General features: G+C 69.8%; 23 protein-coding genes and 1 pseudogene. 10 read left to right on the forward strand and 14 right to left on the reverse strand.

Annotated elements, in window-relative coordinates; genetic code table 11:
• Positions 1-6: 6 nt before the first annotated feature.
• A complete protein-coding gene (locus ACWGI2_RS02855; RefSeq protein ID WP_453693371.1) occupies positions 7-510 on the forward strand; it encodes a methylated-DNA--[protein]-cysteine S-methyltransferase in 504 nt (167 codons plus the stop codon).
• A gap of 34 nt (positions 511-544) precedes the next feature.
• On the opposite strand, the gene ACWGI2_RS02860 is transcribed toward ACWGI2_RS02855, so the two are convergent.
• Both ACWGI2_RS02860 and ACWGI2_RS02865 read right to left on the reverse strand, forming a co-directional pair.
• Positions 545-1,036 carry an NUDIX domain-containing protein gene (locus ACWGI2_RS02860; RefSeq protein ID WP_453693373.1) on the reverse strand — a complete coding sequence of 164 codons (492 nt, stop codon included), beginning with the start codon at positions 1,034-1,036 and terminating at the stop codon, positions 545-547.
• A complete protein-coding gene (locus ACWGI2_RS02865; protein WP_453394348.1) occupies positions 1,033-2,115 on the reverse strand; it encodes an ADP-ribosylglycohydrolase family protein in 1,083 nt (360 codons plus the stop codon). The genes ACWGI2_RS02860 and ACWGI2_RS02865 overlap by 4 nt, the downstream gene beginning before the upstream one ends.
• A 316-nt stretch (positions 2,116-2,431) precedes the next feature.
• Between ACWGI2_RS02865 and ACWGI2_RS02870 the strand changes: the two genes are divergently transcribed.
• The gene (locus ACWGI2_RS02870; protein ID WP_453693375.1) at positions 2,432-3,583 is read left to right on the forward strand and encodes a glycerate kinase; all 1,152 of its coding nucleotides are present in this window, start codon (positions 2,432-2,434) and stop codon (positions 3,581-3,583) included.
• A gap of 189 nt (positions 3,584-3,772) precedes the next feature.
• Here the strand turns inward: ACWGI2_RS02870 and ACWGI2_RS02875 are convergent, their stop codons facing one another.
• A complete protein-coding gene (locus tag ACWGI2_RS02875; RefSeq protein WP_453693377.1) occupies positions 3,773-4,972 on the reverse strand; it encodes a PucR family transcriptional regulator in 1,200 nt (399 codons plus the stop codon).
• A 216-nt stretch (positions 4,973-5,188) separates the two neighbouring features.
• On the opposite strand from ACWGI2_RS02875, the gene ACWGI2_RS02880 reads away from it, so the two are divergent.
• The 6 genes and pseudogenes from ACWGI2_RS02880 (at position 5,189) to ACWGI2_RS02905 (ending at position 10,142) form a co-directional block, all read left to right on the forward strand.
• Positions 5,189-6,001 carry an ABC transporter ATP-binding protein gene (locus ACWGI2_RS02880; protein WP_453693379.1) on the forward strand — a complete coding sequence of 271 codons (813 nt, stop codon included), beginning with the start codon at positions 5,189-5,191 and terminating at the stop codon, positions 5,999-6,001.
• Positions 6,002-6,108: 107 nt separating this feature from the next.
• A pseudogene (locus ACWGI2_RS02885) lies at positions 6,109-6,621 on the forward strand (ABC transporter ATP-binding protein); the annotation flags it as partial.
• 117 nt (positions 6,622-6,738) lie between these two features.
• Positions 6,739-6,864, forward strand: coding sequence for an ABC transporter ATP-binding protein C-terminal domain-containing protein (locus ACWGI2_RS02890; RefSeq protein WP_453694638.1), 126 nt, complete (start codon positions 6,739-6,741; stop codon positions 6,862-6,864).
• Positions 6,861-7,751 carry a branched-chain amino acid ABC transporter permease gene (locus tag ACWGI2_RS02895; protein WP_453693381.1) on the forward strand — a complete coding sequence of 297 codons (891 nt, stop codon included), beginning with the start codon at positions 6,861-6,863 and terminating at the stop codon, positions 7,749-7,751. Before ACWGI2_RS02890 ends, ACWGI2_RS02895 begins: the two co-directional genes overlap by 4 nt.
• Positions 7,744-8,871: a branched-chain amino acid ABC transporter permease gene (locus ACWGI2_RS02900; protein ID WP_453693383.1), complete on the forward strand. Its 1,128-nt coding sequence runs from the start codon at positions 7,744-7,746 to the stop codon at positions 8,869-8,871. Before ACWGI2_RS02895 ends, ACWGI2_RS02900 begins: the two co-directional genes overlap by 8 nt.
• Entirely contained in the window at positions 8,868-10,142 is a 1,275-nt protein-coding gene (locus ACWGI2_RS02905) for an ABC transporter substrate-binding protein (protein WP_453693385.1), read from the forward strand. The genes ACWGI2_RS02900 and ACWGI2_RS02905 overlap by 4 nt, the downstream gene beginning before the upstream one ends.
• 83 nt (positions 10,143-10,225) lie before the next feature.
• Here ACWGI2_RS02905 and pssA read toward each other — a convergent pair whose 3' ends face one another.
• From pssA to ACWGI2_RS02950, 9 genes are all read right to left on the reverse strand, one after another.
• Entirely contained in the window at positions 10,226-11,080 is an 855-nt protein-coding gene (pssA, locus tag ACWGI2_RS02910) for a CDP-diacylglycerol--serine O-phosphatidyltransferase (protein WP_160508244.1), read from the reverse strand.
• Entirely contained in the window at positions 11,067-11,723 is a 657-nt protein-coding gene (locus ACWGI2_RS02915) for a phosphatidylserine decarboxylase (RefSeq protein WP_453394357.1), read from the reverse strand. The genes pssA and ACWGI2_RS02915 overlap by 14 nt, the downstream gene beginning before the upstream one ends.
• A gap of 169 nt (positions 11,724-11,892) precedes the next feature.
• Complete coding sequence (locus ACWGI2_RS02920) at positions 11,893-13,098, reverse strand: acyl-CoA dehydrogenase family protein (RefSeq protein WP_453693387.1); 1,206 nt, start codon at positions 13,096-13,098, stop codon at positions 11,893-11,895.
• 3 nt (positions 13,099-13,101) lie between these two features.
• A complete protein-coding gene (locus ACWGI2_RS02925) occupies positions 13,102-13,614 on the reverse strand; it encodes a MaoC family dehydratase (RefSeq protein WP_453693389.1) in 513 nt (170 codons plus the stop codon).
• A gap of 1 nt (position 13,615) precedes the next feature.
• Positions 13,616-14,581 carry an HpcH/HpaI aldolase/citrate lyase family protein gene (locus ACWGI2_RS02930; protein ID WP_160508253.1) on the reverse strand — a complete coding sequence of 322 codons (966 nt, stop codon included), beginning with the start codon at positions 14,579-14,581 and terminating at the stop codon, positions 13,616-13,618.
• Positions 14,578-16,605, reverse strand: a complete 2,028-nt coding sequence (locus ACWGI2_RS02935; protein ID WP_453693391.1) for a protein meaA — start codon at positions 16,603-16,605, stop codon at positions 14,578-14,580. Before ACWGI2_RS02935 ends, ACWGI2_RS02930 begins: the two co-directional genes overlap by 4 nt.
• A 17-nt stretch (positions 16,606-16,622) precedes the next feature.
• Complete coding sequence (gene ccrA / locus ACWGI2_RS02940) at positions 16,623-17,960, reverse strand: crotonyl-CoA carboxylase/reductase (RefSeq protein ID WP_453693393.1); 1,338 nt, start codon at positions 17,958-17,960, stop codon at positions 16,623-16,625.
• Between the two features lie 405 nt (positions 17,961-18,365).
• Positions 18,366-19,169, reverse strand: a complete 804-nt coding sequence (locus tag ACWGI2_RS02945) for a TetR family transcriptional regulator (protein WP_453394361.1) — start codon at positions 19,167-19,169, stop codon at positions 18,366-18,368.
• 124 nt (positions 19,170-19,293) lie between these two features.
• Positions 19,294-21,075, reverse strand: a complete 1,782-nt coding sequence (locus ACWGI2_RS02950; protein ID WP_453693395.1) for a 3-hydroxyacyl-CoA dehydrogenase family protein — start codon at positions 21,073-21,075, stop codon at positions 19,294-19,296.
• Between the two features lie 345 nt (positions 21,076-21,420).
• Here ACWGI2_RS02950 and ACWGI2_RS02955 point away from each other — a divergent pair, with 345 nt between their 5' ends.
• Positions 21,421-21,990, forward strand: a complete 570-nt coding sequence (locus ACWGI2_RS02955; RefSeq protein WP_453394363.1) for an adenylosuccinate lyase — start codon at positions 21,421-21,423, stop codon at positions 21,988-21,990.
• Here the strand turns inward: ACWGI2_RS02955 and ACWGI2_RS02960 are convergent.
• Complete coding sequence (locus ACWGI2_RS02960; protein ID WP_453693397.1) at positions 21,987-22,379, reverse strand: RidA family protein; 393 nt, start codon at positions 22,377-22,379, stop codon at positions 21,987-21,989. The two genes, ACWGI2_RS02955 and ACWGI2_RS02960, sit on opposite strands and share 4 nt — an antisense overlap.
• A gap of 22 nt (positions 22,380-22,401) precedes the next feature.
• Positions 22,402-23,445, reverse strand: a complete 1,044-nt coding sequence (locus ACWGI2_RS02965; RefSeq protein WP_453693399.1) for an Rv2578c family radical SAM protein — start codon at positions 23,443-23,445, stop codon at positions 22,402-22,404.
• A gap of 153 nt (positions 23,446-23,598) precedes the next feature.
• Between ACWGI2_RS02965 and ACWGI2_RS02970 the strand changes: the two genes are divergently transcribed.
• Positions 23,599-24,042, forward strand: coding sequence for an SRPBCC family protein (locus tag ACWGI2_RS02970; protein ID WP_160508269.1), 444 nt, complete (start codon positions 23,599-23,601; stop codon positions 24,040-24,042).
• Positions 24,043-24,161 lie beyond the last annotated feature (119 nt).

Raw genomic sequence — 24,161 nt, forward strand, 5'->3', positions numbered from 1 at the left:
AGCCCCATGCACCGCCAGCACACCCTCATCGACAGCCCCTACGGCCCCCTGACCCTCGTCGCCACCGACGGCGTCCTCAGCGGCCTCTACATGACGGAGCAGCGCCACCGCCCACCCGAGGAGACCTTCGGTGACCGCGACGCGAGCCCGTTCGGCGAGACGATCAGCCAGCTGGAGGCGTACTTCGCGGGGGAGTTGACGGAGTTCGACCTGCCGATGCGCCTCGACGGCACGCCCTTCCAGCGCACCGTCTGGCAGCAGCTCCAGCTGATCCCGTACGGCGAGACCCGTACGTACGGCGAGCTCGCGGCCATGCTGGGCAAGCCCAACGCCTCACGCGCGGTCGGCCTGGCCAACGGCAAGAACCCGATCGGGGTCATCGTCCCCTGCCACCGGGTGATCGGCGCGGGCGGCTCCCTGACCGGCTACGGCGGCGGACTCGACCGCAAGCAGCGGCTGTTGGCCTTCGAGGGAGCGTCCGCGCCACGCGAGGAGAGTGCCCTCTTCTGAGAACGCGAGGTGGGGGTTCGGCGGGACGCGGTGCTCAGCCGGCCCGCAGCCCGTCCTCCAGCTCCACGGTCCCCGTCCCCGCATCGAGCGCATCGAGCCCGGCCTCCACCCGCAGCCCCAGCTCATGGGGCAGGAACTCCGGAAGGTCCTCGCGGGCCACCAGGCGCCAGGAGAGCAGTTCCTCCTCCTGGAGCCTGATCGACTTCAGCTGGTCGTCGTCGAGCACCCCGCCGTCGTAGAGATAGGCGACCAGCGGAGGCCGCGCCGTGCCCCGCACCCAGTCCACCGCGAGCAGCGCCCCCAGCTCGACGTCGAGACCGATCTCCTCGGCGGTCTCGCGGCGGGCCCCTTGCCGCGGTGTCTCGCCTCCGTCCGACTCGACGGTGCCGCCGGGCAGCGCCCACCCCTCGCGGTAGTTGGGCTCGACGAGCAGCACCCGCCCCTCGGAGTCCCGGAAGAGCGCGGCGGCCCCGGCGATGATGCGGGGGAGGCCCGCGATGTACGTGGCGTAGTCCTGAAGGGTCATTTGGAAAGGGTAGACAGCTCCACGGTCCGTGCCGCGAGTTCGCTGATCCGCGCCCCGTCGAAACCGAACACCGCGCTGCGCACCCGGTCTTCGAGAGGGTCCTGCCACTGAGCGGGGATTGCCTTGGCCCCGCACAGCACTCCGGCGAAGGACCCGGCGGTCGCGCCGTTCGAGTCGGTGTCGAGGCCGCCGCGCACCGTCAGGGCGATGGTCCGGGTGAAGTCGCCGTCGCCGTAGAGGAGTCCGGCGGTCAGGACGGCCGAGTTCGGCACCACGTGGATCCAGCCGAGCCCGGAGGTCTCCGACTCGGTGGTGGCCAGCGTTTCCTCCCAGCTGAGCCCGGCCTCGTGCAGCGTGACGACCCGGCGCACCGTACGGGCGAGCCGGCAGCTCGAAGGGATGACGCCGAAGGCCGCGTCGAGCGCGGCGCGCGGTGTCGCGGCCGAGAAGGCCGCCGACACGAGCGCCGCCGCCCACATCGCTCCGTAGACGCCGTTGCCGGTGTGCGAGAGCACGGCGTCGCGGCGGGCCAGGGCGGCCGCGCGGCGCGGGGCGCCGGGGTTCGTCCAGCCGAAGATGTCTGCGCGGATGAGGGCGCCGATCCACTCCTGGCAGGAGTTCTCGTAGGTCGCGGTGAGCGGCGGCTTGAGCCCGTTCACGAGATTCCGGTACGCGGCGCGCTCCGCGGTGAACGTCTGCAGATAGGGGAGGCGCAGCAGCCACAGCTCGCCGACCTGTTCGGTGCTGAACGTGAACCCGTGCGTCTCCAGGAGGTGCATTCCGAGGATCGCGTAGTCCACGTCGTCGTCGCGGCAGCTGCCGTGCACCCTGCCGCGGACGCACTGCTGCCACTCGGGCCGCAGCTGGAACTCCTCGACCCAGGAAGGGGGTTCGGGCAGGTAATCGGTGAGCGGCAGCGCGTCGGCCTGCCGCAGGTAGCGCTCGATGCGCTCACGCGTCCAGTAGTCGCCCCGCTCGATGGGTTTGCCGAGCATGTTGCCCGCGATCCGCCCGATCCAGCCGCCGAGTACGCGGTCGGCGAGGACACGGTGGGCGAGTTCCGTATGCGCTGGGGTCATGCGTCCGGTTTACCGAATCCGGGGCGGTTGTGCGCGGTCTATGTGACCGGTTCGACGCGGAGCGTAAGACGTTGTCTGGTTCTCGTACGGGCGGCTGATCCCGGCCGCTGGTCAGGGCCGGGGCCTTTGGAGGTCGCTGATCGATCATTTCTGCGATCGGGCTGCCCCGCTATGTGGCGTTTTACGGTGACTTAAGGAGGGAGCGGGAGCCTCCGACATGCGGGCGGCCATGGGCAGGCGGCCCCTCCTCCGGTTATGGTCGCAGCGGCGCGACTGCCTTGACGCGAGCAAGGCCCGGAAAGCAAGGGGATGCAAGGTGGCGGACGCTGCTGGGACGGCGGGGCATGTGCTCATCGCCGCGGACAAGTTCAAGGGCTCACTCACGGCCGTGCAGGTCGCGGAGCGGGTGACGGCCGGGCTTCGGCGTGTCGCCCCGCAGGTGGAGGTAGAGGCCCTGCCGGTGGCCGACGGTGGCGACGGCACGGTCGCCGCGGCTGTCGCGGCCGGTTTCGAGCGCCGTGAGGTGCGGGTGACGGGGCCGCTCGGCGACGAGGTCACCGCGGCGTACGCGCTGCGGGACGGGACCGCGGTGGTGGAGATGGCGGAGGCTTCGGGCCTCCAGCTGCTGCCCGAGGGCGTCTTCGCGCCGCTCACGTCCACGACGTACGGCTCCGGGGAGCTGCTGCGCGCCGCGCTCGACGCGGGTGCGCGGACCATCGTCTTCGGCGTCGGAGGCAGCGCCACGACGGACGGCGGGGCCGGGATGCTGGCCGCGCTGGGCGCGGTCTTCCTGGACGCGGACGGGGCGCCGGTGGCGCCGGGGGGCGGGCCGCTGGCCTCGCTGGCCACGGCCGACCTGTCCGGACTCGACAAGCGGTTCGCCTCGGTCGACCTGGTCCTGGCCAGCGACGTGGACAACCCGCTGACCGGGCCGAAGGGCGCTCCGGCGGTGTATGGGCCGCAGAAGGGGGCGAGCCCGGAGGACGTCGCCGAGCTGGACGCGGCCCTCGCGCACTTCGCGCGGGTGCTGTCCGAGTCGGTGGGCTCCTCCGCTCTGGAGTACGCGGAGTCTCCGGGAGCCGGAGCGGCGGGCGGCATCGGCTACGGAGCCCTCGTCGGGCTCGGCGCGAGCTTCCGCCCCGGGATCGAGGTCATGTTGGACGTCCTCGGCTTCGCACCGGCGCTTGCGCGGGCGTCGCTGGTGATTACGGGGGAGGGCTCGCTGGACGAGCAGACCCTGCACGGCAAGGCCCCCGCGGGCGTCGCGGCGGCGGGCCGCGCGGCGGGCGTTGAGGTGGTGGCGGTCTGCGGCCGCCTGGCTCTTCCGGCGGAGGCGCTGGGTAAGGCGGGTATCCGTCGGGCGTACGCGCTTACTGACGTGGAGCCGGATGTGGCGCGGTGCATTGCTGAGGCGGGGCCGATTTTGGAGAGGGTGGCGGAGGGGATCGCCCGCGATTTCCTCAGCTGAGCGGTGCGCTGCGCGGGGCGGGGCGGGGTCGGGGGACACCGCGGGCCGGTGGGGGTTGGCCGCGCAGTTCCACGCGCCCCTTTCGGGGCCGGGTGGGCGAAGGGGATTTAGCCCGTCCGGCGTTTGAGGACGAGCTCGGCGGAGCCGGTGATTTGCGGTGCCCCTGGCCGCGGGGCGAGGCACGTCGCTCTAGCCCCGCGCCAGCCGGTACGCGTCCAAGGCCAGTGTCATTTCCATCAGGTCCCGTGGGCGCGCCAGTGAGCGTGACGTCAGTTGTTCCAGGCGCCGCAAGCGGTTGAACACCGTGTTCCGGTGGCAGTACAGGCGCCCCGCGGCCCGCCCCGCCGAGCCCTCGCACAGCAGCCACGCGTCCAGCGTCTCCAGGAGCACCGCCCGGTCCGCCGGTTCGAGGGCGAGCAGCTCTCCGAAGACGTCCGACACCAGGCGCCCCGCCAGCTCCGGCTGGCTCACCACCAGAGCCGTCGGCATCCGCTGGTCGAGCCGTACGATGCCGGTCGCGTCCGGCGGACACGTACGCAGCGCCAGTTCGGCGAGGCGCCGCGCGTGGCCCAGTTCGGAGAGTCCCGCCACCACGGGGCTGATGCCGCCCGGCCCGGGGCACCGCCCCTCCAGCGCGGCCGCCAACTCGTCCAGGCCCTCCGCCTCGCCGAGCGCCACCACCCCCACCTCCCGGTCCGTCCGCATCCGCCAGACGAAACGGAACCCGGCCCGCTGGATCTGCCGGTGGAACGCGGCACGCCCGTCCCGCCGCTCGGCGCGCAGCACCACCACGGCGTACGGCCCGCGCTCCGGCAGATCGAGCCCCGCGGCCACCTGTGACGCGAGACCGGGGGCGGACTGGCCCTCCAGGAGCGCGTCGAGCAGTGCCTGAAGCTGCTCGTCGGTGCGGCGCCGCAGCTCCATCTCCGTCGCCCGGTACGCGTCGGACGCGGCCGCCGCCTGCGCGTCGACCGCCGACCACACCATCGTCGCCGACCGCATCAGGACCGCGAGCTTCTCCGGGTCCTGCCCCACGGCGCCTTCGAGCAGCGAGTCCCAGACCAGATAGCCCGCGTTGCGGTACGAGTGCACCACCAGGTCGAGCGGCAGACCCTGCTGGGCCCGGCGCCGGCCGGCCTCCTCCGCGTACTCCAGATCGCGGCGCGGCGACGCCCGCGGCGCCGAGATCGTCTCGATGCCGATGCGCACCGCCTCCTCCGCCTCCCGCCACTGCTGGTCGTACGGCAGCACCCGCGCGTACACCGGAGAGTGCTCGAAGAGCTGGCGCAGGTGTTCGTCCACCAGCTCGGGAATGCGGGGCTTCAGCGCCACGCACGCCTCCTCGAGCACCTTCCAGTCGTGGCCCGTCCGTGGCCTGCGCCCGCTCATGGTTTTTCCCCCTGTCGCCGCCGCCCGCCGTGCCTCCGTGCTGCGGAGGATGCCACCGCTCGGCCACCCCTGGCAGGCCCCTGACACGGGGTGTTGTGCCCGTGCACAACCGGCGGCCGGTCCCGCTGGTCACCCGCAGCGATTCGGACACAGGCCGTGGACGGGCGGGCGCGGCGGTGCTGGGCTGAGCGCCACGCGGAGGACAGGGGGTCCCAGGTGGGTGGTTCCGGGCTGGTCGTACAGGATGCGTCGGTCGGGTACGGGCCGGTGCGCGCACTGCGCCAGGTGTCGCTCGAAGTACCGGACGGCGCCGTGGTCGCCGTGCTCGGCGGCAACGGCGCGGGCAAGTCGACGCTCCTGCGCGCCATTTCACGCACCCTCGCCTTTCACCGGGGGGCGCTCACCACCGGCTCCATCCACTTCGGCGGGCGGCGCATCGACGGACTGCACGCGGACCGGGTGGTCGCCGCCGGAGTGTCCCAAGTGCCGGAAGGAAGAAGGGTGTTCGCCCGGATGACCGTCGCCGACAACCTGCGGGCGGGCGCGCTCGGCTCCGCGGGAAGCAGGGCCGCGAAGGCCAGGGCCCTGGAGCGCGTCCATGAACTCTTCCCGGTGCTCGCCGAGCGCGCGGGCCAGCGGGCCGGGCTCCTCTCCGGCGGCGAGCAGCAGATGCTCGCGGTCGCCAGGGCGCTGATGGCGTCACCGAAGCTGCTGCTCCTGGACGAACCCTCCCTGGGCCTCGCCCCGTTGATGGCGGCACGCATCGCCGACACCATCCAGGAGATCAACGCCCAGGGCACCGCGGTCCTCCTCGTCGAGCAGAACGCCGCGCTCGCCCTGCGCCTCGCATCGCGTGCGTACGTCCTGGACGTGGGCGAAGTGGCACTCGCGGGTCCCGCGGACGAGCTGTCCGCGTCCGACGAGGTACGCCGCCGCTACCTCGGCGTGGTCGACGAGACCGCCGCGGCCGACGCCTCGCGCGGCGTCAGCGCGCTGCCGGTGCTGCGGCGATGGGAGGGCCGACGATGACCGACGACCACTCGGCGGCCGAGGCAACCCCGCCGCATCAAGCCGACGCGACCCCGCCGGAACTAGCCGAAGCGACCCCGCCGGAACCAGACGTACCCGCCCTGGACGTACGGGAGTTGACCGTGCGCTTCGCGGGTCTCACCGCTCTCGACGCCGTCAGTTTCACGGTCAGGCCCGGCACCGTGCACGCCGTCATCGGGCCCAACGGCGCGGGGAAGTCCACCTGCTTCAACGTCCTGTCCGGCGTGTACCGCGCCACCGGCGGCAGCGTCCGCTTCGGCGAGCACGAGCTGACGGCGATGCCTCCGCACCGCATCGCCGACCTCGGCGTCGCGCGGATCTTCCAGAACCTCGCCCTGCCGCCGCGCGCGACGGTCGCCGACAGCCTGATGCTCGGCCGCCACCGGCTCACCCGCACGGGATTCCTCGCCGCGGGACTCCGGCTCCCGTCGGCCGCGCGCGAGGAGCGAACCCACCGTGAACGGGTGCGGGAGATAGCGGCGTTCGTCGGCATCGAGCATCAACTCGACGCCCCGGCAGGCTCATTGCCGTACGGGCAGCAGAAACTCGCCGAGCTGGCCCGCGCCTTGTGCATGGAGCCCCGGCTGCTCCTGCTCGACGAACCCGTCGCGGGCATGACCGCGGACGAGCGGCAACGCACGGCCGCCGTCATCGCGGGCGTCCGCGACAGCCTCGGAATCTCGATCGTCCTGGTGGAACACGACATGGGGGTGGTGATGCGGCTCGCGGACGCGGTGACCGTACTGGACTTCGGGCGCCGGATAGCCGACGGCGCCCCGGCCGACGTACAGAACGACCCGGCGGTCGTGCGCGCGTACCTGGGGGAGGGGACCACCTCGTGAACACCTTCGTCGAGCTGCTCCTCAACGGCCTCTCGATGGGGTCCGTCTACGCCCTCATCGCCCTCGGCTTCGTCGTCATCTTCCGGGCCACCGAAGTCGTGAACTTCGCGCACGCCTCACTGCTCCTGGCCGGCGGCTACATCACCGCGACCCTCCACGACGACATCGGCTTCTGGTCGGCGCTGCTCGTCGGCATCGCGGGCGCCGCCGTCGTCGGCGCGGCCATCGAGTTCCTCGTCATGCGGCGCTATCGCGGCTCCGACCACAGCGTCCTCGCCATCGTCACGATCGGCGTCGACATCCTGCTCACCACCGAACTCACCCGCCGCCTCGGCACCGACGTTCTCTCCCTCGGCGACCCCTGGGGCGACTCGGTGCTCACCGTCGGGTCGGTCTCCATCGCCCACACGCGGATCGCCGCGTTCGTCGCCGCCGCGCTCCTCATCACCGTCTTCCTGCTCGCCTTCCGCTACACCTCCTGGGGCGTGGCGATGCGCGCCGCCGCGGAGAGCCCGGAGACCGCGGCCCTGATGGGCGTGCGCCTGGGCCGGGTCTCGCTCGGCGCCTGGGCGGTGGCCGGGGGCCTTGCCGCCGTGGCGGCGCTCTTCCTCACCGTCTTCCCGACCCCGGGGCTCGAACGGGCCACATCGCTCGCCGCGCTGAAGGCCTTCCCCGCCGCGATCCTCGGCGGCCTCGACTCCACCACGGGCGCGCTCGTCGGCGGCCTAGTGGTGGGGGTCACCGAATCCCTCGCCACCGGGTACCAGAGCGAACTCACCTTCCTGGGAAGGGGATTGGGCGACCTCGCGCCCTACCTCGTGATGACCGTCATCCTCCTCATCCGGCCCGCCGGACTCTTCGGCACGAAGGAGCTCGCCCGTGTCTGAGGTCCTGGCCCGTGGACGGGAGCTGCGCTCCCGAGGCCGTACGAGACTGACCCGCCCCCGGACGTACGTATGGATCGCGGGCGCCGTGCTCCTGCTCGCCCTGCCCTTCTACCTCGACCGGTTCTGGCTCCAGGCGGGCCTCTTCGCCATGGCCGCCGCGATCGGCGCGATCGGCATCAACCTCCTCACCGGCGCGACCGGCCAGCTCTCCATGGGCCACGCCTTCTTCCTCGCGATCGGCGCGTACGGATACTGCGTCTTCGCGGGGGAGGGGGGAGACACCGGCCTGACCGGCCTTGGCCTGCCCACCTGGATCGCGGCCGCCCTGGCCGTCGGCGTCGCGGGGATCGCGGGCGGACTCTTCAGCCCCATCGCGGGACGCCTGCGCGGCGCCTACCTCGGCATCGCGACCCTCGCGCTCATCTTCATCGGGCAGCACGTGCTCTTCAACGCCCACGACCTGACGGGCGGCTCCAACGGACGCGACGTACCGCCCCTGAGCGTCTTCGGCATCACCTTCGACGACAGCGAGATGGTCGTGGCCGCCGTGCCGTTCGGGGCGTCGGAGAAGCTCTGGTACGCGGGGCTCGTCCTCCTCCTCGGCTGCGGACTCTTCGCCCGCGGTGTGCTGCGCGGGCGCCCCGGACGCGCCATGAACGCCATCCGCGACCACCGCATCGCCGCCGGTGTCATCGGGGTGCCCGTCGCCCGCTACCGCGCGGGCGTCTTCGTCCTGTCGTCGATGTACGCGGGCCTCGCCGGGGTCCTGCTCGCCCTCGTCTTCCAGCGCACCGTGCCGGACTACTTCGGTATGACGCTGTCCCTCGAATACCTCGCCATGATCGTCATCGGCGGCCTCGGCTCGGTGGCGGGCGCGGTGGCCGGCGCCGCCGTGGTGTCCCTGCTGCCGCAGCTCCTGACCCGGTACAGCGACGCGCTGCCCCTGGTCTCGGCCCCCGGCAGTGGCGGGATCACACCGGGCGAGGCGTCCCGGTATCTGTACGGCGCCGCCGTCGTGGCGGTGGTGCTGTTCCTGCCCGGCGGCCTGGCCAGCATCGCCGCCCGGCGCTCCAGGCCGACGTCCGGCTCAACTTCAGGGGAATCAGGGGAGGAACGATGAGTTCACGCACGTCGACAAGGGCGAAAAGGGTCACCGCGACGGCTACGGCGCTCGCCGCGCTGCTCGCGGTGGCGGGATGCAGCTCCAAGGCGGGGGACGACGAGGGCGACAAGGAGGGCGCGGGCGGGATCAAGTCCGGCGTCGGCGTCTCCGCCAAGACGATCAACCTCGGTGTGCTCACCGACATGACCGGGGTCTACGCGACCCTCGGCAAGAGCGTCACCCAGGCCCAGCAGCTCTACGTCAAGCAGGTCAACGCCGACGGCGGCATCTGCGGCCGCAAGCTGAAGCTGACCGTCCGCGACCACGGCTACGACCCCCAGAAGGCGGTCGCCGCGTACACCGAGCTGGAGCCGGACGTGCTCGGCTTCGCCCAGTTCATCGGCTCCCCGTTCGTCGCCGCGGTCAAGCAGCGCGTCGACGGGAACAAGGGGCTCGTGCTGCCGCAGGCCTGGTCGGCGAATCTGCTCGGCAGCCCGTACGTCCGGGTCGTCGGCTCGACGTACGACCTGGAGACGATCAACGCGATCGACTTCCTGATGAAGGAGAAGGGCCTCAAGAAGGGCGACAAGCTCGGCCATGTCTACTTCGAGGGCGACTACGGCGAGAACGCGCTGAAGGGCTCGCAGTACATGGCGAAGAAGTCGGGCCTCACCGTCGTGGAGCAGAAGATCAAGGCGACCGACAACGATATGACGGCGCAGGTCGCGGCTCTGAAGAAGGCGGGCGTGAAGGCCGTCGTCATCAGCGCGGGCCCCCGGCAGGCGGCCTCCCTGGTGGGTGTCGCGGCGGCGGGCAAGTTCGAGGTCCCGATCATCGGCAACAACTCGGCGTTCGCACCCCAGCTCCTGGGCACGCAGGCGGGCCCGGCCCTCGCGAAGAACTACTACGTGGCCTCGCCGACCCTCCCGATCGGCGCGGACACCCCCGCGGCGAAGAAGCTGGTCGCCGACTACAAGAAGGCCTACCCGAAGGACGCCCTGGACAACGGCGTGACGGCCGGCTGGACCGCGGCGTCCGTCTTCGGCGAGGCACTGAAGAAGGCCTGCGAGAGCAAGGACCTCACCCGTGACGGCGTCGACAAGGCGCTCCTGACCATCGACTCCTACGACACGGGCTTCGGCGTCACCCAGGACTTCAGCGACCCCAAGGCGCCCTCGTCGAAGGAGAGCGTGATCCTGCGTCCCGACAAGAGCGTGACGGGCGGCATGAAGGTCGCCAGGGAGCCGGGCGCCGCGGCGGCGGCCGAGGGGTACACCCCCGGCGCCTGAGGAAGCGCCTGACAAGCGCCTGAACAGCCAGAAGGGGCCCGAACCAATTGGTTCGGGCCCCTTCTGGCAACGTACAGAAGCCGCTACGGCAGCTGCGCGGCCCGCGCCTCACGCCGGTTGTCCCGGAAGTTGTTCACCCTCCGCGCCGTGGCGAAGAGGGGAATCACCGCACCGAGAACGACCTGGAGCGCGCAGCCGGTCTGCAGGAGAAGCAGCCCGCCCGGAGCGTCGAACGCCCAGGCCGCGAGCAGCCCCATGGCCGCGACGATCCACGCCAGCATGGCCACCGCGAGCGGACCCCGCGGCTTGGGGTACTCGACGCGGCTGACCATGAGCCACGCCGTGCCGGTGATCGCCAGGAGCGTCGCCCAGAAGGGGAGCTCCAGGAGCACGATCGAGACGACCGTGAGCGCGCCGAACGGCGATGGCATGCCCTGGAAGGTGCCGTCCTTCACGGTCACGCAACTGAACCGCGCAAGCCGCAGCACCACCGCCAACAGCACCACGATCGCTCCGACCGCGGCCACTCTCTGGTGCGCGTCGTCGGCGACCATGCCGTAGACGAGCACGAAGTACGCGGGGGCCAGACCGAAGCTGATCAGGTCCGAGAGGTTGTCGAGCTCGGCACCCATCGGCGAGGACCGCAGCTTGCGCGCCACGAGCCCGTCGAAGAGGTCGAAGACGGCCGCGCAGAGCATCAGGATCACGGCGGTCGCGGCGGAGTGCCGCGCCATGCCGCTCTCGTTGCTGCCCTGGAGGTGCGGGATGAGGATGCCGGTGGTGGTGAAGTACACCGCCATGAATCCGCACGTCGCGTTACCGAGCGTGAGGGTGTCCGCTATCGAGAGGCGGAGTGAGAGAGGCATCTCCTCGTCGGCCTCGTCCTCGGCCGCCTCGGGCACCCAGCCCGCCTGTGTCTCAGGATCAACCACGGTCAATTCGAGTCACCCCAGCCACGGTCTTCTGACCGACCTCGACGTCCACTTCGACACCCTCGGGGAGATAGATGTCGACGCGGGAGCCGAAGCGGATCAGGCCGATCCGTTCGCCTTGCTCCACCTTCGTGCCCTGCGGCACGTAAGGAACGATGCGCCGCGCGACCGCGCCCGCGATCTGGATCATCTCGATGTCACCGAGCTCGGTGTCGAAGTGCCAGACAACGCGCTCGTTGTTCTCGCTCTCCTTGTTGAACGCCGGGACGAACCCGCCGGGGATGTGCTCCACGGACGTCACCGTGCCCGCGAGGGGCGCGCGGTTGACGTGGACGTTCAGCGGGCTCATGAAGATCGCGACGCGGGTGCGCCCGTCCTTCCACGGCATGATGCTCTGCACCACGCCGTCGGCCGGGGAGATGACCCGGCCCTGGGCGATGTCGCGCTCGGGGTCGCGGAAGAACCACAGCATGCCCGCCGCCAGAGCGGTAGCAGGTACAGCGACGGCCGCGGCGCCCTTGGAGCGACGCGCGCGGACGAGGCTGAGTGCCGCGGTGGCGACAGTCGGCAGGAGCCACGGCGATGCTCCGCGCGCAAGGCGTACGCCCGCGAGGCTGTCGCGTGGTGCAGAGGTTTGGCTGTGGGGCATGGATGACCTTCGTAGCGGATGATGCCGCGCATGAACGGGGGACGGCGGCTTTTTCCGGATGGTATCGGTTGCGAGCCACAACTGGGCAAGCCAGGAAGCGGAGTCGACGGCCGAAGAGTGTTGACAGGGTGTGACCTTCTTCTCGAAGAAACCGCACCAAATCGGGCATCTAGCCCTGGAGTCGATACTCTTCGAGCAGTCGGCGCCCAATGATCATTTTCTGGATCTCGGCGGTACCTTCGCCGATCAGCAGCATCGGAGCCTCACGGTACAGGCGCTCGATCTCGTACTCCTTCGAGAAGCCGTAACCGCCATGAATCCGGAACGCGTCCTCTACGACTTCTTTGCAGTATTCGGAGGCGAGGTACTTCGCCATCCCTGCTTCGAGGTCGTTTCGTTCCCCGGAGTCCTTTTTGCGTGCTGCATTCACCATCATCGCATGGGCGGCCTCGACCTTGGTAGCCATCTCGGCCAGCTTGAACTGAATCGCCTGGTGCTGAGCGATCGGCTTGCCGAAAGTGTGACGCTGCTGGGCATAAGAGACACCGAGCTCAAATGCACGCTGAGCAACACCGCAGCCACGCGCCGCGACATTCACGCGGCCGACTTCGACGCCGTCCATCATTTGGTAAAAACCGCGGCCGGTGGTCCCGCCGAGCACGCGATTGGCCGGAATTCGCAGTCCGTCCATGATGAGTTCGGTCGTGTCGACGCCCTTGTAACCCATCTTGTCGATCTTGCCGGGGATGGTGAGGCCGGGTCGGACCTCTCCGAAGCCGGGCTCCTTCTCGACGAGGAAGGTCGTCATCGACTTGTGGGGCGCCGTGCCCTCAGGGTGTCCTTCGTCACTCCGGCACAGAACGGCCACCAGAGTCGACGTCCCGCCGTTGGTCAGCCACATCTTCTGACCGTTGAGGACGTACTCGTCGCCGTCCTTGACGCCCTTGGACGTGATCGCCGACACGTCGGAGCCGAGCGCGGGCTCCGACATGGAGAACGCGCCGCGCACCTCGCCGGCCGCCATGCGCGGCAGGAAGGTGTCCTTCTGCTCCTGGGTCCCGTGCTGCTTGAGCATGTAGGCGACGATGAAGTGGGTGTTGATGATGCCGGAGACCGACATCCAGCCACGCGCTATCTCCTCGACGCACAGCGCGTACGTGAGCAGCGACTCGCCCAGACCGCCGTACTCCTCCGGGATCATGAGCCCGAAGAGGCCCAACTCCTTGAGACCGTCCACGATCTGCTGCGGGTACTCGTCACGGTGCTCCAGCTCCGTGGCGACCGGAATGATCTCCTTGTCGACGAAGTCCCGGACCGTGGACAGGATCTCCTGCTGGATGTCGGTGAGACCTGCGGTCTGCGCGAGTCGGCTCATCGCTTACTTCTCCTGGCTCTTCAGCTCCGGGCGGCCGGGCTGCTCGCCGCCGCGCTCCTTGATGTACGTCTCGGTGGGGACCATCACCTTGCGGCGGAACACGCAGACCAGCGTGCCGTCCTGCTTGTAGCCCTTGGTCTCCACGTAGACGATCCCGCGGTCCGACTTGGACTTCGACGGAGTCTTGTCCAGGACCGTGGTCTCGCCGTAGATCGTGTCGCCGTGGAAGGTCGGCGCGACGTGCTTGAGCGACTCGACCTCCAGGTTGGCGATCGCCTTGCCCGAGACGTCCGGCACGGACATGCCCAGAAGCAGCGAGTAGATGTAGTTGCCCACGACGACGTTCTTACCGAAGTCCGTCGTCTGCTCCGCATAGTTGCTGTCCATGTGGAGGGGGTGGTGGTTCATCGTCAGGAGGCAGAAGAGGTGGTCGTCGTACTCCGTGACCGTCTTTCCGGGCCAGTGCTTGTAGACGTCCCCGACGGTGAACTCTTCGTAGGTGCGGCCGAACTGCATGTCAGGCCTCCGGGGCTTCGAACTTGGAGGTACGGGTCATGCCCGCGGCGCGCCCCTTGCCCGAGATGACGAGCGCCATCTTGCGGCTCGCTTCGTCGATCATCTCGTCGCCGAGCATCGCCGAGCCCTTCTTCCCGCCCGCCTCGGAGGTGTAGAAGTCGTAGGCGTCCAGGATCAGCTCGGCGTGGTCGTAGTCCTCCTGGGAGGGCGAGAAGACCTCGTTCGCGGCGTCGACCTGGCCGGGGTGCAGGACCCACTTGCCGTCGAAGCCGAGCGCGGCGGCGCGGTTCGCGACCTCGCGGTAGCCGTCGACGTTCTTGATCTGGAGGTAAGGGCCGTCGATCGCCTGGAGGTTGTTGGCGCGGGCGGCCATCAGGATCTTCATCAGGATGAAGTGGTAGGCGTCCGCCGGGTAGCCGGGCGGCTGCTCGCCGACGACCAGGGACTTCATGTTGATGGACGCCATGAAGTCGGCCGGGCCGAAGATGATCGTCTCGACGCGCGGCGACGCCTGCGCGATCGCGTTGACGTTGTTGAGGCCCTGCGCGTTCTCGATCTGCGCCTCGATGCCGATCTTGCCGACCTCGAAGCCCATCGTCTTCTCGATCTGCGTGAGCAGGAAGTCGAGCGCGACGACCTGGTCGGCGGTCTGAACCTTCGGCAGCATGATGCAGTCGAGGTTCTGGCCCGCGCCCTCGACGACCGTGACGACGTCGCGGTACGTCCACTCGGTCGTCCAGTCGTTCACGCGCACCACACGCGTCTTGCCCGTCCAGTCGCCCTCGTTGAGGAACTTGACGATGGTGTGCCGGGCCTCCGGCTTGGCGAGCGGCGCGCAGGCGTCCTCCAGGTCGAGGAAGACCTGGTCGGCGGGGAGGCCCTGGGCCTTCTCCAGGAAGCGCGGGTTCGAACCCGGTACCGCCAGACACGAACGGCGGGGGCGCAGGCGGTTGATGGGCGCGGTCATGCGGGGACCTCCAGAGGGTCGAGCTTGTTCGCTTTCCGGATCTCGTCGACGATACGGCCGATGATCTCGGTGATGCCGAAGTCCTTGGGGGTGAAGACGGCGGCCACACCCGCCGCCTTCAGGTCCTCGGCGTCGCTGTTGGGGATGATGCCGCCCGCGATGACGGGGATGTCGGGCGCGCCCGCGTCGCGCAGGCGCACGAGCACGTCCGGCACGAGCTGCGCGTGCGAGCCGGAGAGGATCGAGAGGCCCACGGCGTGCACGTCCTCCGCGAGGGCCGCGTCGACGATCTGCTCGGGCGTGAGCCTGATGCCCTGGTAGACGACCTCGAAGCCGGCGTCACGCGCACGCACCGCGATCTGCTCGGCCCCGTTGGAGTGCCCGTCGAGGCCCGGCTTGCCGACCAGGAAGCGCAGCTTGCCGGTGCCGAGGTCGGCGGCGGTCTTGGCGACCTTGTCGCGGACGAGGGCCAGCGGCGTGCCCGCCTCCGCGGTGACGGCCACCGGAGCGCTGGAGACACCCGTGGGCGCCCGGAACTCCCCGAACACCTCCCGCAGGGCGCCGGCCCACTCCCCGGTCGTCACACCGGCGCGTGCGCACTCCAGGGTGGCCTCCATGAGGTTGCCCGTGCCGGCGGCGACCTCCTTGAGCCGGTCCAGGGCCTTGCAGGGGCGCGGGTGGTTGAACGGCGGCTGGTAGCGGGTGTCGCGCCAGGTGCCGAGCGCGCGCACGACGCGGTTCTCGACGGCCGGGTCGACCGTCATGATCGCGGTGTCCAGGTCCGCGGTGAGCGGGTTCGGCTCGGTCGACTCGTAGGCGTTGACGCCGACGATCTTCTCCTCGCCCGACTCGATGCGCGCCCTGCGCTCGGCGTGCGAGGAGACGAGCTGCGACTTCAGGTAGCCGGACTCGACGGCGGCCATCGCGCCGCCCATCTGCTCGATGCGGTCCATCTCGGCGAGCGACTCCTCGACGAGGGACTCCACCTTGGCCTCGATGACGTGGCTGCCGTCGAAGATGTCCTCGTACTCCAGGAGATCGCTCTCCAGGGCGAGCACCTGCTGGATACGCAGCGACCACTGCTGGTCCCACGGCCGCGGCAGACCCAGGGCCTCGTTCCAGGCGGGAAGCTGCACGGCACGCGCGCGTGCGTCCTTGGAGAGCGTGACGGCCAGCATCTCCAGGACGATGCGCTGCACGTTGTTCTCGGGCTGCGCCTCGGTCAGGCCCAGGGAGTTGACCTGAACGCCGTAGCGGAAGCGGCGCTGCTTGGGGTTGGTGATGCCGTACCGCTCGCGCGTGATCCGGTCCCAGATGCGGCCGAACGCCCGCATCTTGCACATCTCCTCGACGAAGCGGACACCCGCGTTCACGAAGAAGGAGATACGGGCGACGACGTCACCGAACTTCTCTTCCGGCACCTGGCCGGAGTCGCGCACGGCGTCGAGGACGGCGATGGCGGTGGACATCGCGTACGCGATCTCCTGCACCGGAGTGGCCCCGGCCTCCTGCAAGTGGTAGCTGCAGATGTTGATCGGGTTCCACTTGGGTATGTGCGCCACCGTGTACGTGATCATGTCGGTGGTGAGGCGGAGGGAGGGCACCGGCGGGAAGACGTGCGTCCCGCGCGAGAGGTACTCCTTGACGATGTCGTTCTGCGTCGTCCCCTGGAGCTGCGTGATGTCCACGCCCTGCTCCTCCGCCACCACCTGATAGAGCGCCAGAAGCCACATGGCCGTGGCGTTGATCGTCATCGAGGTGTTCATCTGGTCCAGGGGGATGTCCTGGAACAGCCGCCGCATGTCGCCCACGTGCGAGACGGGCACACCGACCCGGCCGACCTCACCGCGGGCGAGGATGTGGTCCGGGTCGTAGCCGGTCTGCGTGGGCAGGTCGAACGCGACCGAGAGGCCCGTCTGACCCTTGGCGAGGTTGCGCCGGTACAGCTCGTTGGACGCCTCGGCCGTGGAGTGACCGGCATAGGTCCGCATGAGCCACGGCCGGTCCTTCTGACGCTCTGTCATGTGCGAACCCTCAGCCCTCAGACGTTCCGGAAGCGGTTGATCGCGTCGATGTGCTTGGCCCGCATCTCGGGGTCGCGCACGCCGAGGCCCTCCTGGGGCGCGAGGGCGAGGACGCCGACCTTGCCCTGGTGGAGGTTGCGGTGCACGTCGTAGGCGGCCTGCCCGGTCTCCTCCAGGGAGTAGACGCGGGAGAGGGTGGGGTGGATCTTGCCCTTGGCGATGAGGCGGTTGGCCTCCCAGGCCTCGCGGTAGTTCGCGAAGTGCGAGCCGATGATCCGCTTCAGGGACATCCACAGGTAGCGGTTGTCGTACTCGTGGTTGTAGCCCGAGGTCGAGGCGCAGGTGACGATGGTGCCGCCCTTGCGGGTGACGTAGACCGAGGCGCCGAAGGTCTCGCGGCCCGGGTGCTCGAAGACGATGTCCACGTCCTCGCCGCCGGTGAGCTCGCGGATGCGCTTGCCGAAGCGCTTCCACTCCTTGGGGTCCTGGGTGTGCTCGTCCTTCCAGAACTTGTAGCCCTCGGCGTTGCGGTCGATGACCGCCTCCGCGCCCATGGCCTCACAGATGGCGGCCTTCTCCGGGCTGGACACGACACAGATGGGGTTGGCGCCGCCGGCCAGGGCGAACTGGGTGGCGTAGGAGCCGAGTCCGCCGCTCGCGCCCCAGATCAGGACGTTGTCGCCCTGCTTCATGCCGGCGCCGTTGCGCGAGACCAGCTGGCGGTAGGCGGTGGAGTTCACCAGGCCGGGGGATGCGGCCTCCTCCCAGCTCAGGTGGTCCGGCTTGGGCATGAGCTGGTTGGACTTGACCAGGGCGATCTCGGCGAGGCCGCCGAAGTTCGTCTCGAAGCCCCAGATGCGCTGCTCGGGGTCGAGCATCGTGTCGTTGTGGCCGTCGGAGGACTCCAGCTCGACGCTCAGGCAGTGCGCGACGACCTCGTCGCCCGGGTTCCAGGCGTTCACGCCGGGTCCGGTGCGCAGCACGACGCCCGCCAGGTCGGAGCCGATGATGTGGTACGGCAGGTCGTGGCGCTTGGTGAGCTCGCTCAGACGGCCGTAGCGCTCCAGGAAGCTGAAGGTGGACACCGGCTCGAAGATCGAGGTCCACACGGAGTTGTAGTTGACCGAGGAGGCCATCACGGCCACCAGGGCCTCGCCCGGGCCGAGTTCGGGGACCGGCACGTCGTCCAGGTGGATCGACTTGCGGGGGTCCTTGTCGCGGGTCTCGAGCCCGGCGAACATCTCCGCCTCGTCCTTGTGCACGGTGATCGCGCGGTACGAGTCGGGCAGGGGGAGTGCGGCGAAGTCGGCGGACTTGGCGTCCTGCGACTGAATCGCGTCCAGGATTTCCTTCACGGTGATGCCTCCGGCGAAGTGCGGCCCCCCTTTGAGGGGAGCACGCTCTTGAGGGTTACGTCGGGTGCTGCTGGTGCAGGTGGTGGAGGGTGTGCCGTCGGTTCGGCGAAGGTGTTGCTCGGCAGCGCTTGGTGTGGCGCGGGAGGTTGCCTGTGACGCAGGCGTCCGGGCGCACGAGCCGTGGCTTGTGGGGACAGCCGACGTACGAAGGTTCTCTGCACGCCGGCCGCCCGGACAACATCAACGTATGACACCGCGTGCCAGTCGGCAAGACACTGAGTGCCAGCAATTTTTGATAGATGATCGATCAGTGCAGGTCAGAGGGTGTGGAGGCATGGCGAAGGGGGCGCTACCCGTGGGTAGCGCCCCCTGGAAAGCCGAGGACAAAGAGGCTGAAATCGGGATCTACGACTCCCGCAACGCCTTCTCGATCGTCCGCATGATCTCGTCAAGTGGTGCGTCCGTCCGGGCCACGGTGACCAGGACGTCGCCCCCGGTGCTCACCGAGGCCGACGGAGCGGTGGTGGTGTCGCGCCCCGCCCCGATACCCGAACCGAAGGTCCTGCGGACGATGGCGAAGGCATGGTCCAACTGGGTCTCCACGTCGCCCTGGCCGCCCGCACGCAGCCACCGGCGAAGGACGTGGTTGTGCGCGGTCACCACCGCCGACGCCGCGACCTCCGCCAGGAGGGGGTCGTCGTTGCCGTCGTGGTGGGCCTGCTCGTCGAAGTGGCCCAGGAGATAGCGCGTGAAGAGCCGTTCGTAACGGGCCACCGAGGCGATCTCCCGCTCGCGCAGGGTGGGCACCTCGCGCGTCAGGCGGTAGCGCTCGACGGACACGGCGGGCGACGCCGCGTACATCTTCATGACTTCCTTGATGCCACGGCACACCGTGTCGAGCGGGTGCTCGTGCGGCGGCGCCGCGTTGAGCACCGCTTCCGCCCGGATCAAGGTGTCGTCGTGGTCCGGGAAGATCGCCTCTTCCTTGGAGCGGAAGTGGCGGAAGAAGGTCCGGCGGGCGACACCGGCCTGCGCGGCGATCTCGTCGACCGTCGTCGCCTCGTACCCCTTGGACGCGAAGAGCTCCATCGCGGCCGCCGCAAGCTCCCGGCGCATCTTGAGGCGTTGGGCGGCGGCGCGGCTGCCGGCCGCGCTCTCCGGAGCGTCGGGCGTAGCGGGCGTACGTGAGGACTTGGCGGCCTTGGGCATGACCCGAACGTACTGCATATGCGCAGCCGAGTGCTCCTGCGGGACGGGGCCGCCCGAAGGGTCGAGCAGCCCGCCCCAGTCCGTGCGCGGTCTGTCTTCAGGTGCGCCCCCGTCCGACCCCGGCTTACCGTCGGGCATATTCGCGGAAGCCGCGGCCGGTCTTGCGGCCGAGGCAGCCCGCGGCCACCAGGTGTTCGAGCAGAGGAGCGGGGGCCAGGCCCGGGTCGCGGAACTCGCGGTGCAGGACCTTCTCGATGGCGAGCGAGACGTCCAGGCCGACGACGTCCAGGAGCTCGAAGGGGCCCATGGGGTAGCCGCCGCCGAGCTTCATCGCGGCGTCGATGTCGTCGAGCGTCGCGTAGTGCTCCTGGACCATCTTGATGGCGTTGTTGAGGTAGGGGAACAGGAGCGCGTTCACGATGAAGCCCGCGCGGTCGCCGCAGTCCACCGGGTGCTTCTTGATGGTCGCGCAGACCTGGCGGACCGTCGCGTGCACGTCGTCGTCCGTGAGGACCGTGCGGACCACCTCGACCAGCTTCATCGCCGGGGCCGGGTTGAAGAAGTGCATGCCGATCACGTCGCCGGGACGCGAGGTGGCGCGGGCGCAGGCGACGACCGGCAGGGACGAGGTGGTGGTCGCCAGGATCGCGCCCGCCTTGCAGACCTTGTCGAACGCCGCGAACAGCTGCTGCTTGATCTCCAGGTCCTCGGCGACCGCCTCAAGTGCCAGATCGACGTCGGCGAACGCGTCGTACGTACCGGCGGGAACGATCCGGTCCAGGGTCTTGGCCGCGGTCTCCGCCGTCATCCGCCCCTTGTCGACAGAGCGCGAAAGCGACTTGGCGATACGGGACTTGGCCTTCTCCGCCTTCTCCTCGCTGCGCGCGGCGAGCACCACGTCGTAGCCGGCCTTGGCGAAGACCTCGGCGATGCCGGATGCCATGGTCCCCGATCCCGCGACGCCGACCGAGCGGATGGTGCGCCCGCCGCTCAGCCGCCCGTCCTCCGGCGGGGTCAGCGCGTCCCGCACGACGACCGAACTGCCGGGCTCCTCGTACGAGTAGAACCCGCGCCCCGACTTGCGTCCGGTCAGGCCCGCCTCGCTGAGCTGCTTGAGGATCGGGGCGGGGGCGTGCAGCCGGTCGTGGGACTCGGAGTACATCGCGTCGAGGACCGTGCGGGCGGTGTCGACGCCGATCAGGTCGAGCAGGGCCAGGGGGCCCATCGGGAGGCCGCAGCCAAGACGCATCGCGGCGTCGATGTCCTCGCGGGAGGCGTACTTGGCCTCGTACATCGCGGCAGCCTGGTTGAGGTAGCCGAAGAGCAGGCCGTCGGCGACGAATCCGGGCCGGTCGCCGACCGCGACGGGCTCCTTGCCGAGGGCGTACGCGAGGTCGGTGACGGAGGCGACGGCCGCGGGCGCGGTCAGCACGGACGAGACCACCTCGACGAGCTTCATCGCCGGGGCCGGGTTGAAGAAGTGCAGGCCGAGCACCCGCTCGGGGCGCTGCGATTCGGCGGCGAGACGGGTCACGGACAGCGCGTTCGTGCCGGTCGCGATGATCGTCTCGGGGCGCACGACGCCGTCGAGTTCGCGGATGATCTGCTGCTTGATCTCGTACGACTCCGGGGCGACCTCGATCACCAGGTCGGCGTCGGCCGCGGCCTGGAGGTCGGTGAAGGTGCGGACGCGGGCGAGCGCGTCACAGCGCTCGTCCTCGGTGAGCTGCTCACGGCGCACGGCCCGCGCGGTGGACGACTCGATGGCGGCGACGGCCTGGGCGCCCGCGGCCTCGCTGATGTCGATGCCGATGACCTCGCGTCCCGCGCGGGCCAGGACCTCGGCGATGCCGGTGCCCATCGTGCCGAGACCGATCACGGCGACGGTGTTCAAGGGAGTGTCCATGCGTGGACTCCAGGAAGTGAGTGACGACTGAGGGGTGCACGCGGTGCGCGGCAACGGCGGCGCGGCGTACGGGAGATGAGCTGCTGCGTGTCGTGACCGGGCGGCCAAGGGCGCACGCCCGTGAGGAGTCGACCGGCTCTGTCCCGGAGCCGCGTCGTACTGGATGGAGCTGAGGTGCTCGAAGCACCGAACCGACAGACACTCACGACGGCTGCGTCACCAGGCCGCCATGAGGAGGGGTACTGCTCACGGGGAGTGTGCCCCGCTCACTTGAGATTAACCGGCGAGTAACGAGCGCGCCAGTCCCCAGGGTTTGTGATCTGCATCGCGGATAGGCTCCCCGTCATGGACGTGGAGTTGCGCACGGTGACGGAACGCTTACGCCGCGAGGCAGGAGTCTCGGAGAGTTACGAGAGGCTGGTCGCGACCGGCGATGTGGAGGAACTGGCGGAGGTGCTCGCCGCGGCGGGTCAGCCACTGTGGGCACGGGAGCTCGCGGCGGTCCGTCTCGGCGCCGCCGGGGACAGCAGGGCCTTCGAGTCCCTGGTGCTGCTCCTGAACCACCGGGACCCCTCGCGGTGCGCGGCGGCGGCGTACGCCCTGGCCCGCCTCGGCGACCCGCGTACGGCACGGGCGGCAGCCGCCCTGGCCACCAATGAGCTGCGCGTCGCCTACGCCCTCTACCCGGTGCGTCTGCTCACCGAGCTGCGCGCGCCCGAGTCGGCGCCCGCCCTGATCACCACGCTGAAGCGCAGACTCGCCCCGCACGATCCGTACGGAAAGATCGCCCTCGCGTGCGTGGAGGGCCTGGGAGCCCTGGGGGACCCACGGGCCCGCCCCGTCCTGACACAGGCGTGCGCCTATCCACGACTGGCGGCGGCGGCGTCCGCGGCCCTGGCCCGTCTGCCGGGCTAGAGGACGGCGTACGCCTCGATCTCCATCAGGAACTGCGGCGAGACAAGACCCGCGACCTGCACCGCGGAGGACGCCGGGAGCCGCGCCGGGTCCAGGTGGGCGTCCCGGGCCGCCCGGATCGCGGGCATGTGCGCCATGTCCGTGACGTAGTACGTCAGTTTCACGATGTCGTCGAAGCCGCCGCCCGCGGCCAGCAGGCAGCGCCGCAGATTGTCGAAGACCTGGCGCGCCTGGGCGGCCGGATCGCCCTCGCCGACCAGCTCGCCGTTCTCGTCCAGGGGCAGCTGCCCGGAGATCGCGACGAAGCGGCCGGTGCCCATGACGACGTGCGTGTACGCGGTGGCGGGGAAGACGCCGTCGGGGGCGTTGATGTGGGTCAGTCGGCTCATGTGCCCATCCTGGACCATGGGTTCAGAGCAGAGTGAGCTGAGTGCCGCCGGGTGGAGCGGGCTCGGGCTCGGGGGGCTCCGGGGGGCGGATGCGGCGGGTGGCGCCCGCGCGTGTGGGGCCGATGCCGAATTCCTCGGCCAGTTCGTGTACTTGGCGGGTGATCCGGCGCTGGTACCACTTGGGTGCGTAGGCGCCTTCCGCGTACAGCCGTTCGTAGCGCCGCACGAGATACGGATGATGCTGCTCCAGCCAGGCCATGAACCACTCGCGCGCTCCCGGCCGCAGATGCAGCACGAGCGGGGTCACGGAAGTCGCCCCCGAGGCGGCTATGGCCCGTACGGTCGCCCGGAGTTGCTCCGGCCTGTCCCCGATGAACGGGATCACCGGCGCCATCAGGACCCCGCACCCGATGCCGTGACCGGTCAGCGTCCGTACGACGTCGAGCCGCCGCTCCGGAGCGGGCGTGCCCGGCTCGACGGTGCGCCACAGGTCCTGGTCGACGAAGCCGACGGACACCGAGATCCCCACGTCGGTGACGGCGGCGGCCTGCCGCAGCAGGTCGAGGTCCCGCAGGATGAGCGTGCCCTTCGTGAGGATGGAGAAGGGGTTCGCGTGATCGCGCAGGGCGGCGATGATCCCGGGCATGAGCCCGTAGCGCCCCTCGGCCCGCTGGTAGCAGTCGACGTTCGTGCCCATCGCGATGTGCTCGCCGTGCCAGCGGGGTGAGGCGAGCCGGCGGCGCACCAGGTCGGGCGCGTTGACCTTGACCACGATCTGACTGTCGAAGCCGAGCCCGGTGTCCAGGTCCAGATAGCTGTGCGTCTTGCGGGCGAAACAGTAGACGCACGCGTGCGTGCAGCCCCGGTACGGATTGACCGTCCATTCGAACGGCATGCGGGACGCTCCCGGCACCCGGTTCACGATCGTTCTGGCCCGGATCTCGTGGAATGTGATCCCTGCGAATTCAGGGGTGTCGAAGGTCCTGGTCGTGACCGCGTCCGCGCCGAACAGCGCGGCATCCGCGACACCCCGTGACGGCCCGTCGGCGAGGTTCTCCCAGCGCATGACGCCTCCTCGGTAGCACTGACCACAGAATAGAACATACGTTCCCTTGATCGTGCGAGGGGCTACGCGGCGACCCCGATTTGAGGGCCCGGTACGCAGGGTGGTTGGCTTCCGGGGATCACCCCTGAACAACCGAGTGCTGGAGGAAGTGCCATGGCGCAGGTCGAGGCGACCACGGAGCGGATCATCACGGCGCAGCCGGAGGACGTCTTCGACGCGCTCGCCGACTACGAAGGCACGCGTCCGAAGATCCTGTCGGAGCACTTCAGCGAGTTCGAGGTGCGTGAGGGCGGCGACGGCGAGGGGACGCTCGTCCACTGGAAGCTGCAGGCCACCAGCAAGCGCATCCGGGACTGCCTCCTGGAGGTCAGCGAGCCGACCGACGGGGAACTCGTCGAGAAGGACCGCAACTCCTCCATGGTCACCACCTGGACCGTGACCCCGGCGGGCGAGGGCAAGGCGCGCGTGGTCGTCTCCACCGTGTGGAACGGCGCGGGCGGCATCGGCGGCTTCTTCGAGAAGACCTTCGCGCCCAAGGGGCTCGGGCGGATCTACGACGAGGTGCTCGGCAAGCTCGCCGCAGAGGTCGAGAAGTAGGGCGACGTATGGCCGGTCCTCAACTCCGGTAGCCCATAAGGGTTGTTGTCACGCTCACCGTTTCGAGTGGTTTTCTGTTCGGGCCAGTTGTACGGCGTAGGGCTCCTACCGGCGCATAC

Source organism: Streptomyces sp. NPDC054866, from assembly GCF_053610745.1.

Excerpts from the sequence above, each read along its gene's own strand:
- ACWGI2_RS02970 (WP_160508269.1), top strand. The coding sequence starts at position 23,599 with ATGGCGCAGGTCGAGGCGACCACGGAGCGGATCATCACGGCGCAGCCG.
- ACWGI2_RS02925 (WP_453693389.1), bottom strand. The coding sequence starts at position 13,614 with ATGCAGTTCGGCCGCACCTACGAAGAGTTCACCGTCGGGGACGTCTAC.
- ACWGI2_RS02950 (WP_453693395.1), bottom strand. The coding sequence starts at position 21,075 with ATGGACACTCCCTTGAACACCGTCGCCGTGATCGGTCTCGGCACGATG.
- ACWGI2_RS02855 (WP_453693371.1), top strand. The coding sequence starts at position 7 with ATGCACCGCCAGCACACCCTCATCGACAGCCCCTACGGCCCCCTGACC.
- ACWGI2_RS02920 (WP_453693387.1), bottom strand. The coding sequence starts at position 13,098 with ATGAGCCGACTCGCGCAGACCGCAGGTCTCACCGACATCCAGCAGGAG.
- ACWGI2_RS02890 (WP_453694638.1), top strand. The coding sequence starts at position 6,739 with ATGCGGCTCGCGGACGCGGTGACCGTACTGGACTTCGGGCGCCGGATA.
- ACWGI2_RS02965 (WP_453693399.1), bottom strand. The coding sequence starts at position 23,445 with ATGCGCTGGGAGAACCTCGCCGACGGGCCGTCACGGGGTGTCGCGGAT.
- ACWGI2_RS02935 (WP_453693391.1), bottom strand. The coding sequence starts at position 16,605 with ATGACAGAGCGTCAGAAGGACCGGCCGTGGCTCATGCGGACCTATGCC.
- ACWGI2_RS02915 (WP_453394357.1), bottom strand. The coding sequence starts at position 11,723 with ATGCCCCACAGCCAAACCTCTGCACCACGCGACAGCCTCGCGGGCGTA.
- ACWGI2_RS02905 (WP_453693385.1), top strand. The coding sequence starts at position 8,868 with ATGAGTTCACGCACGTCGACAAGGGCGAAAAGGGTCACCGCGACGGCT.
- ACWGI2_RS02865 (WP_453394348.1), bottom strand. The coding sequence starts at position 2,115 with ATGACCCCAGCGCATACGGAACTCGCCCACCGTGTCCTCGCCGACCGC.
- ACWGI2_RS02875 (WP_453693377.1), bottom strand. The coding sequence starts at position 4,972 with ATGAGCGGGCGCAGGCCACGGACGGGCCACGACTGGAAGGTGCTCGAG.
- ACWGI2_RS02860 (WP_453693373.1), bottom strand. The coding sequence starts at position 1,036 with ATGACCCTTCAGGACTACGCCACGTACATCGCGGGCCTCCCCCGCATC.
- ACWGI2_RS02930 (WP_160508253.1), bottom strand. The coding sequence starts at position 14,581 with ATGACCGCGCCCATCAACCGCCTGCGCCCCCGCCGTTCGTGTCTGGCG.
- ACWGI2_RS02955 (WP_453394363.1), top strand. The coding sequence starts at position 21,421 with ATGGACGTGGAGTTGCGCACGGTGACGGAACGCTTACGCCGCGAGGCA.
- ACWGI2_RS02945 (WP_453394361.1), bottom strand. The coding sequence starts at position 19,169 with ATGCCCAAGGCCGCCAAGTCCTCACGTACGCCCGCTACGCCCGACGCT.
- ACWGI2_RS02960 (WP_453693397.1), bottom strand. The coding sequence starts at position 22,379 with ATGAGCCGACTGACCCACATCAACGCCCCCGACGGCGTCTTCCCCGCC.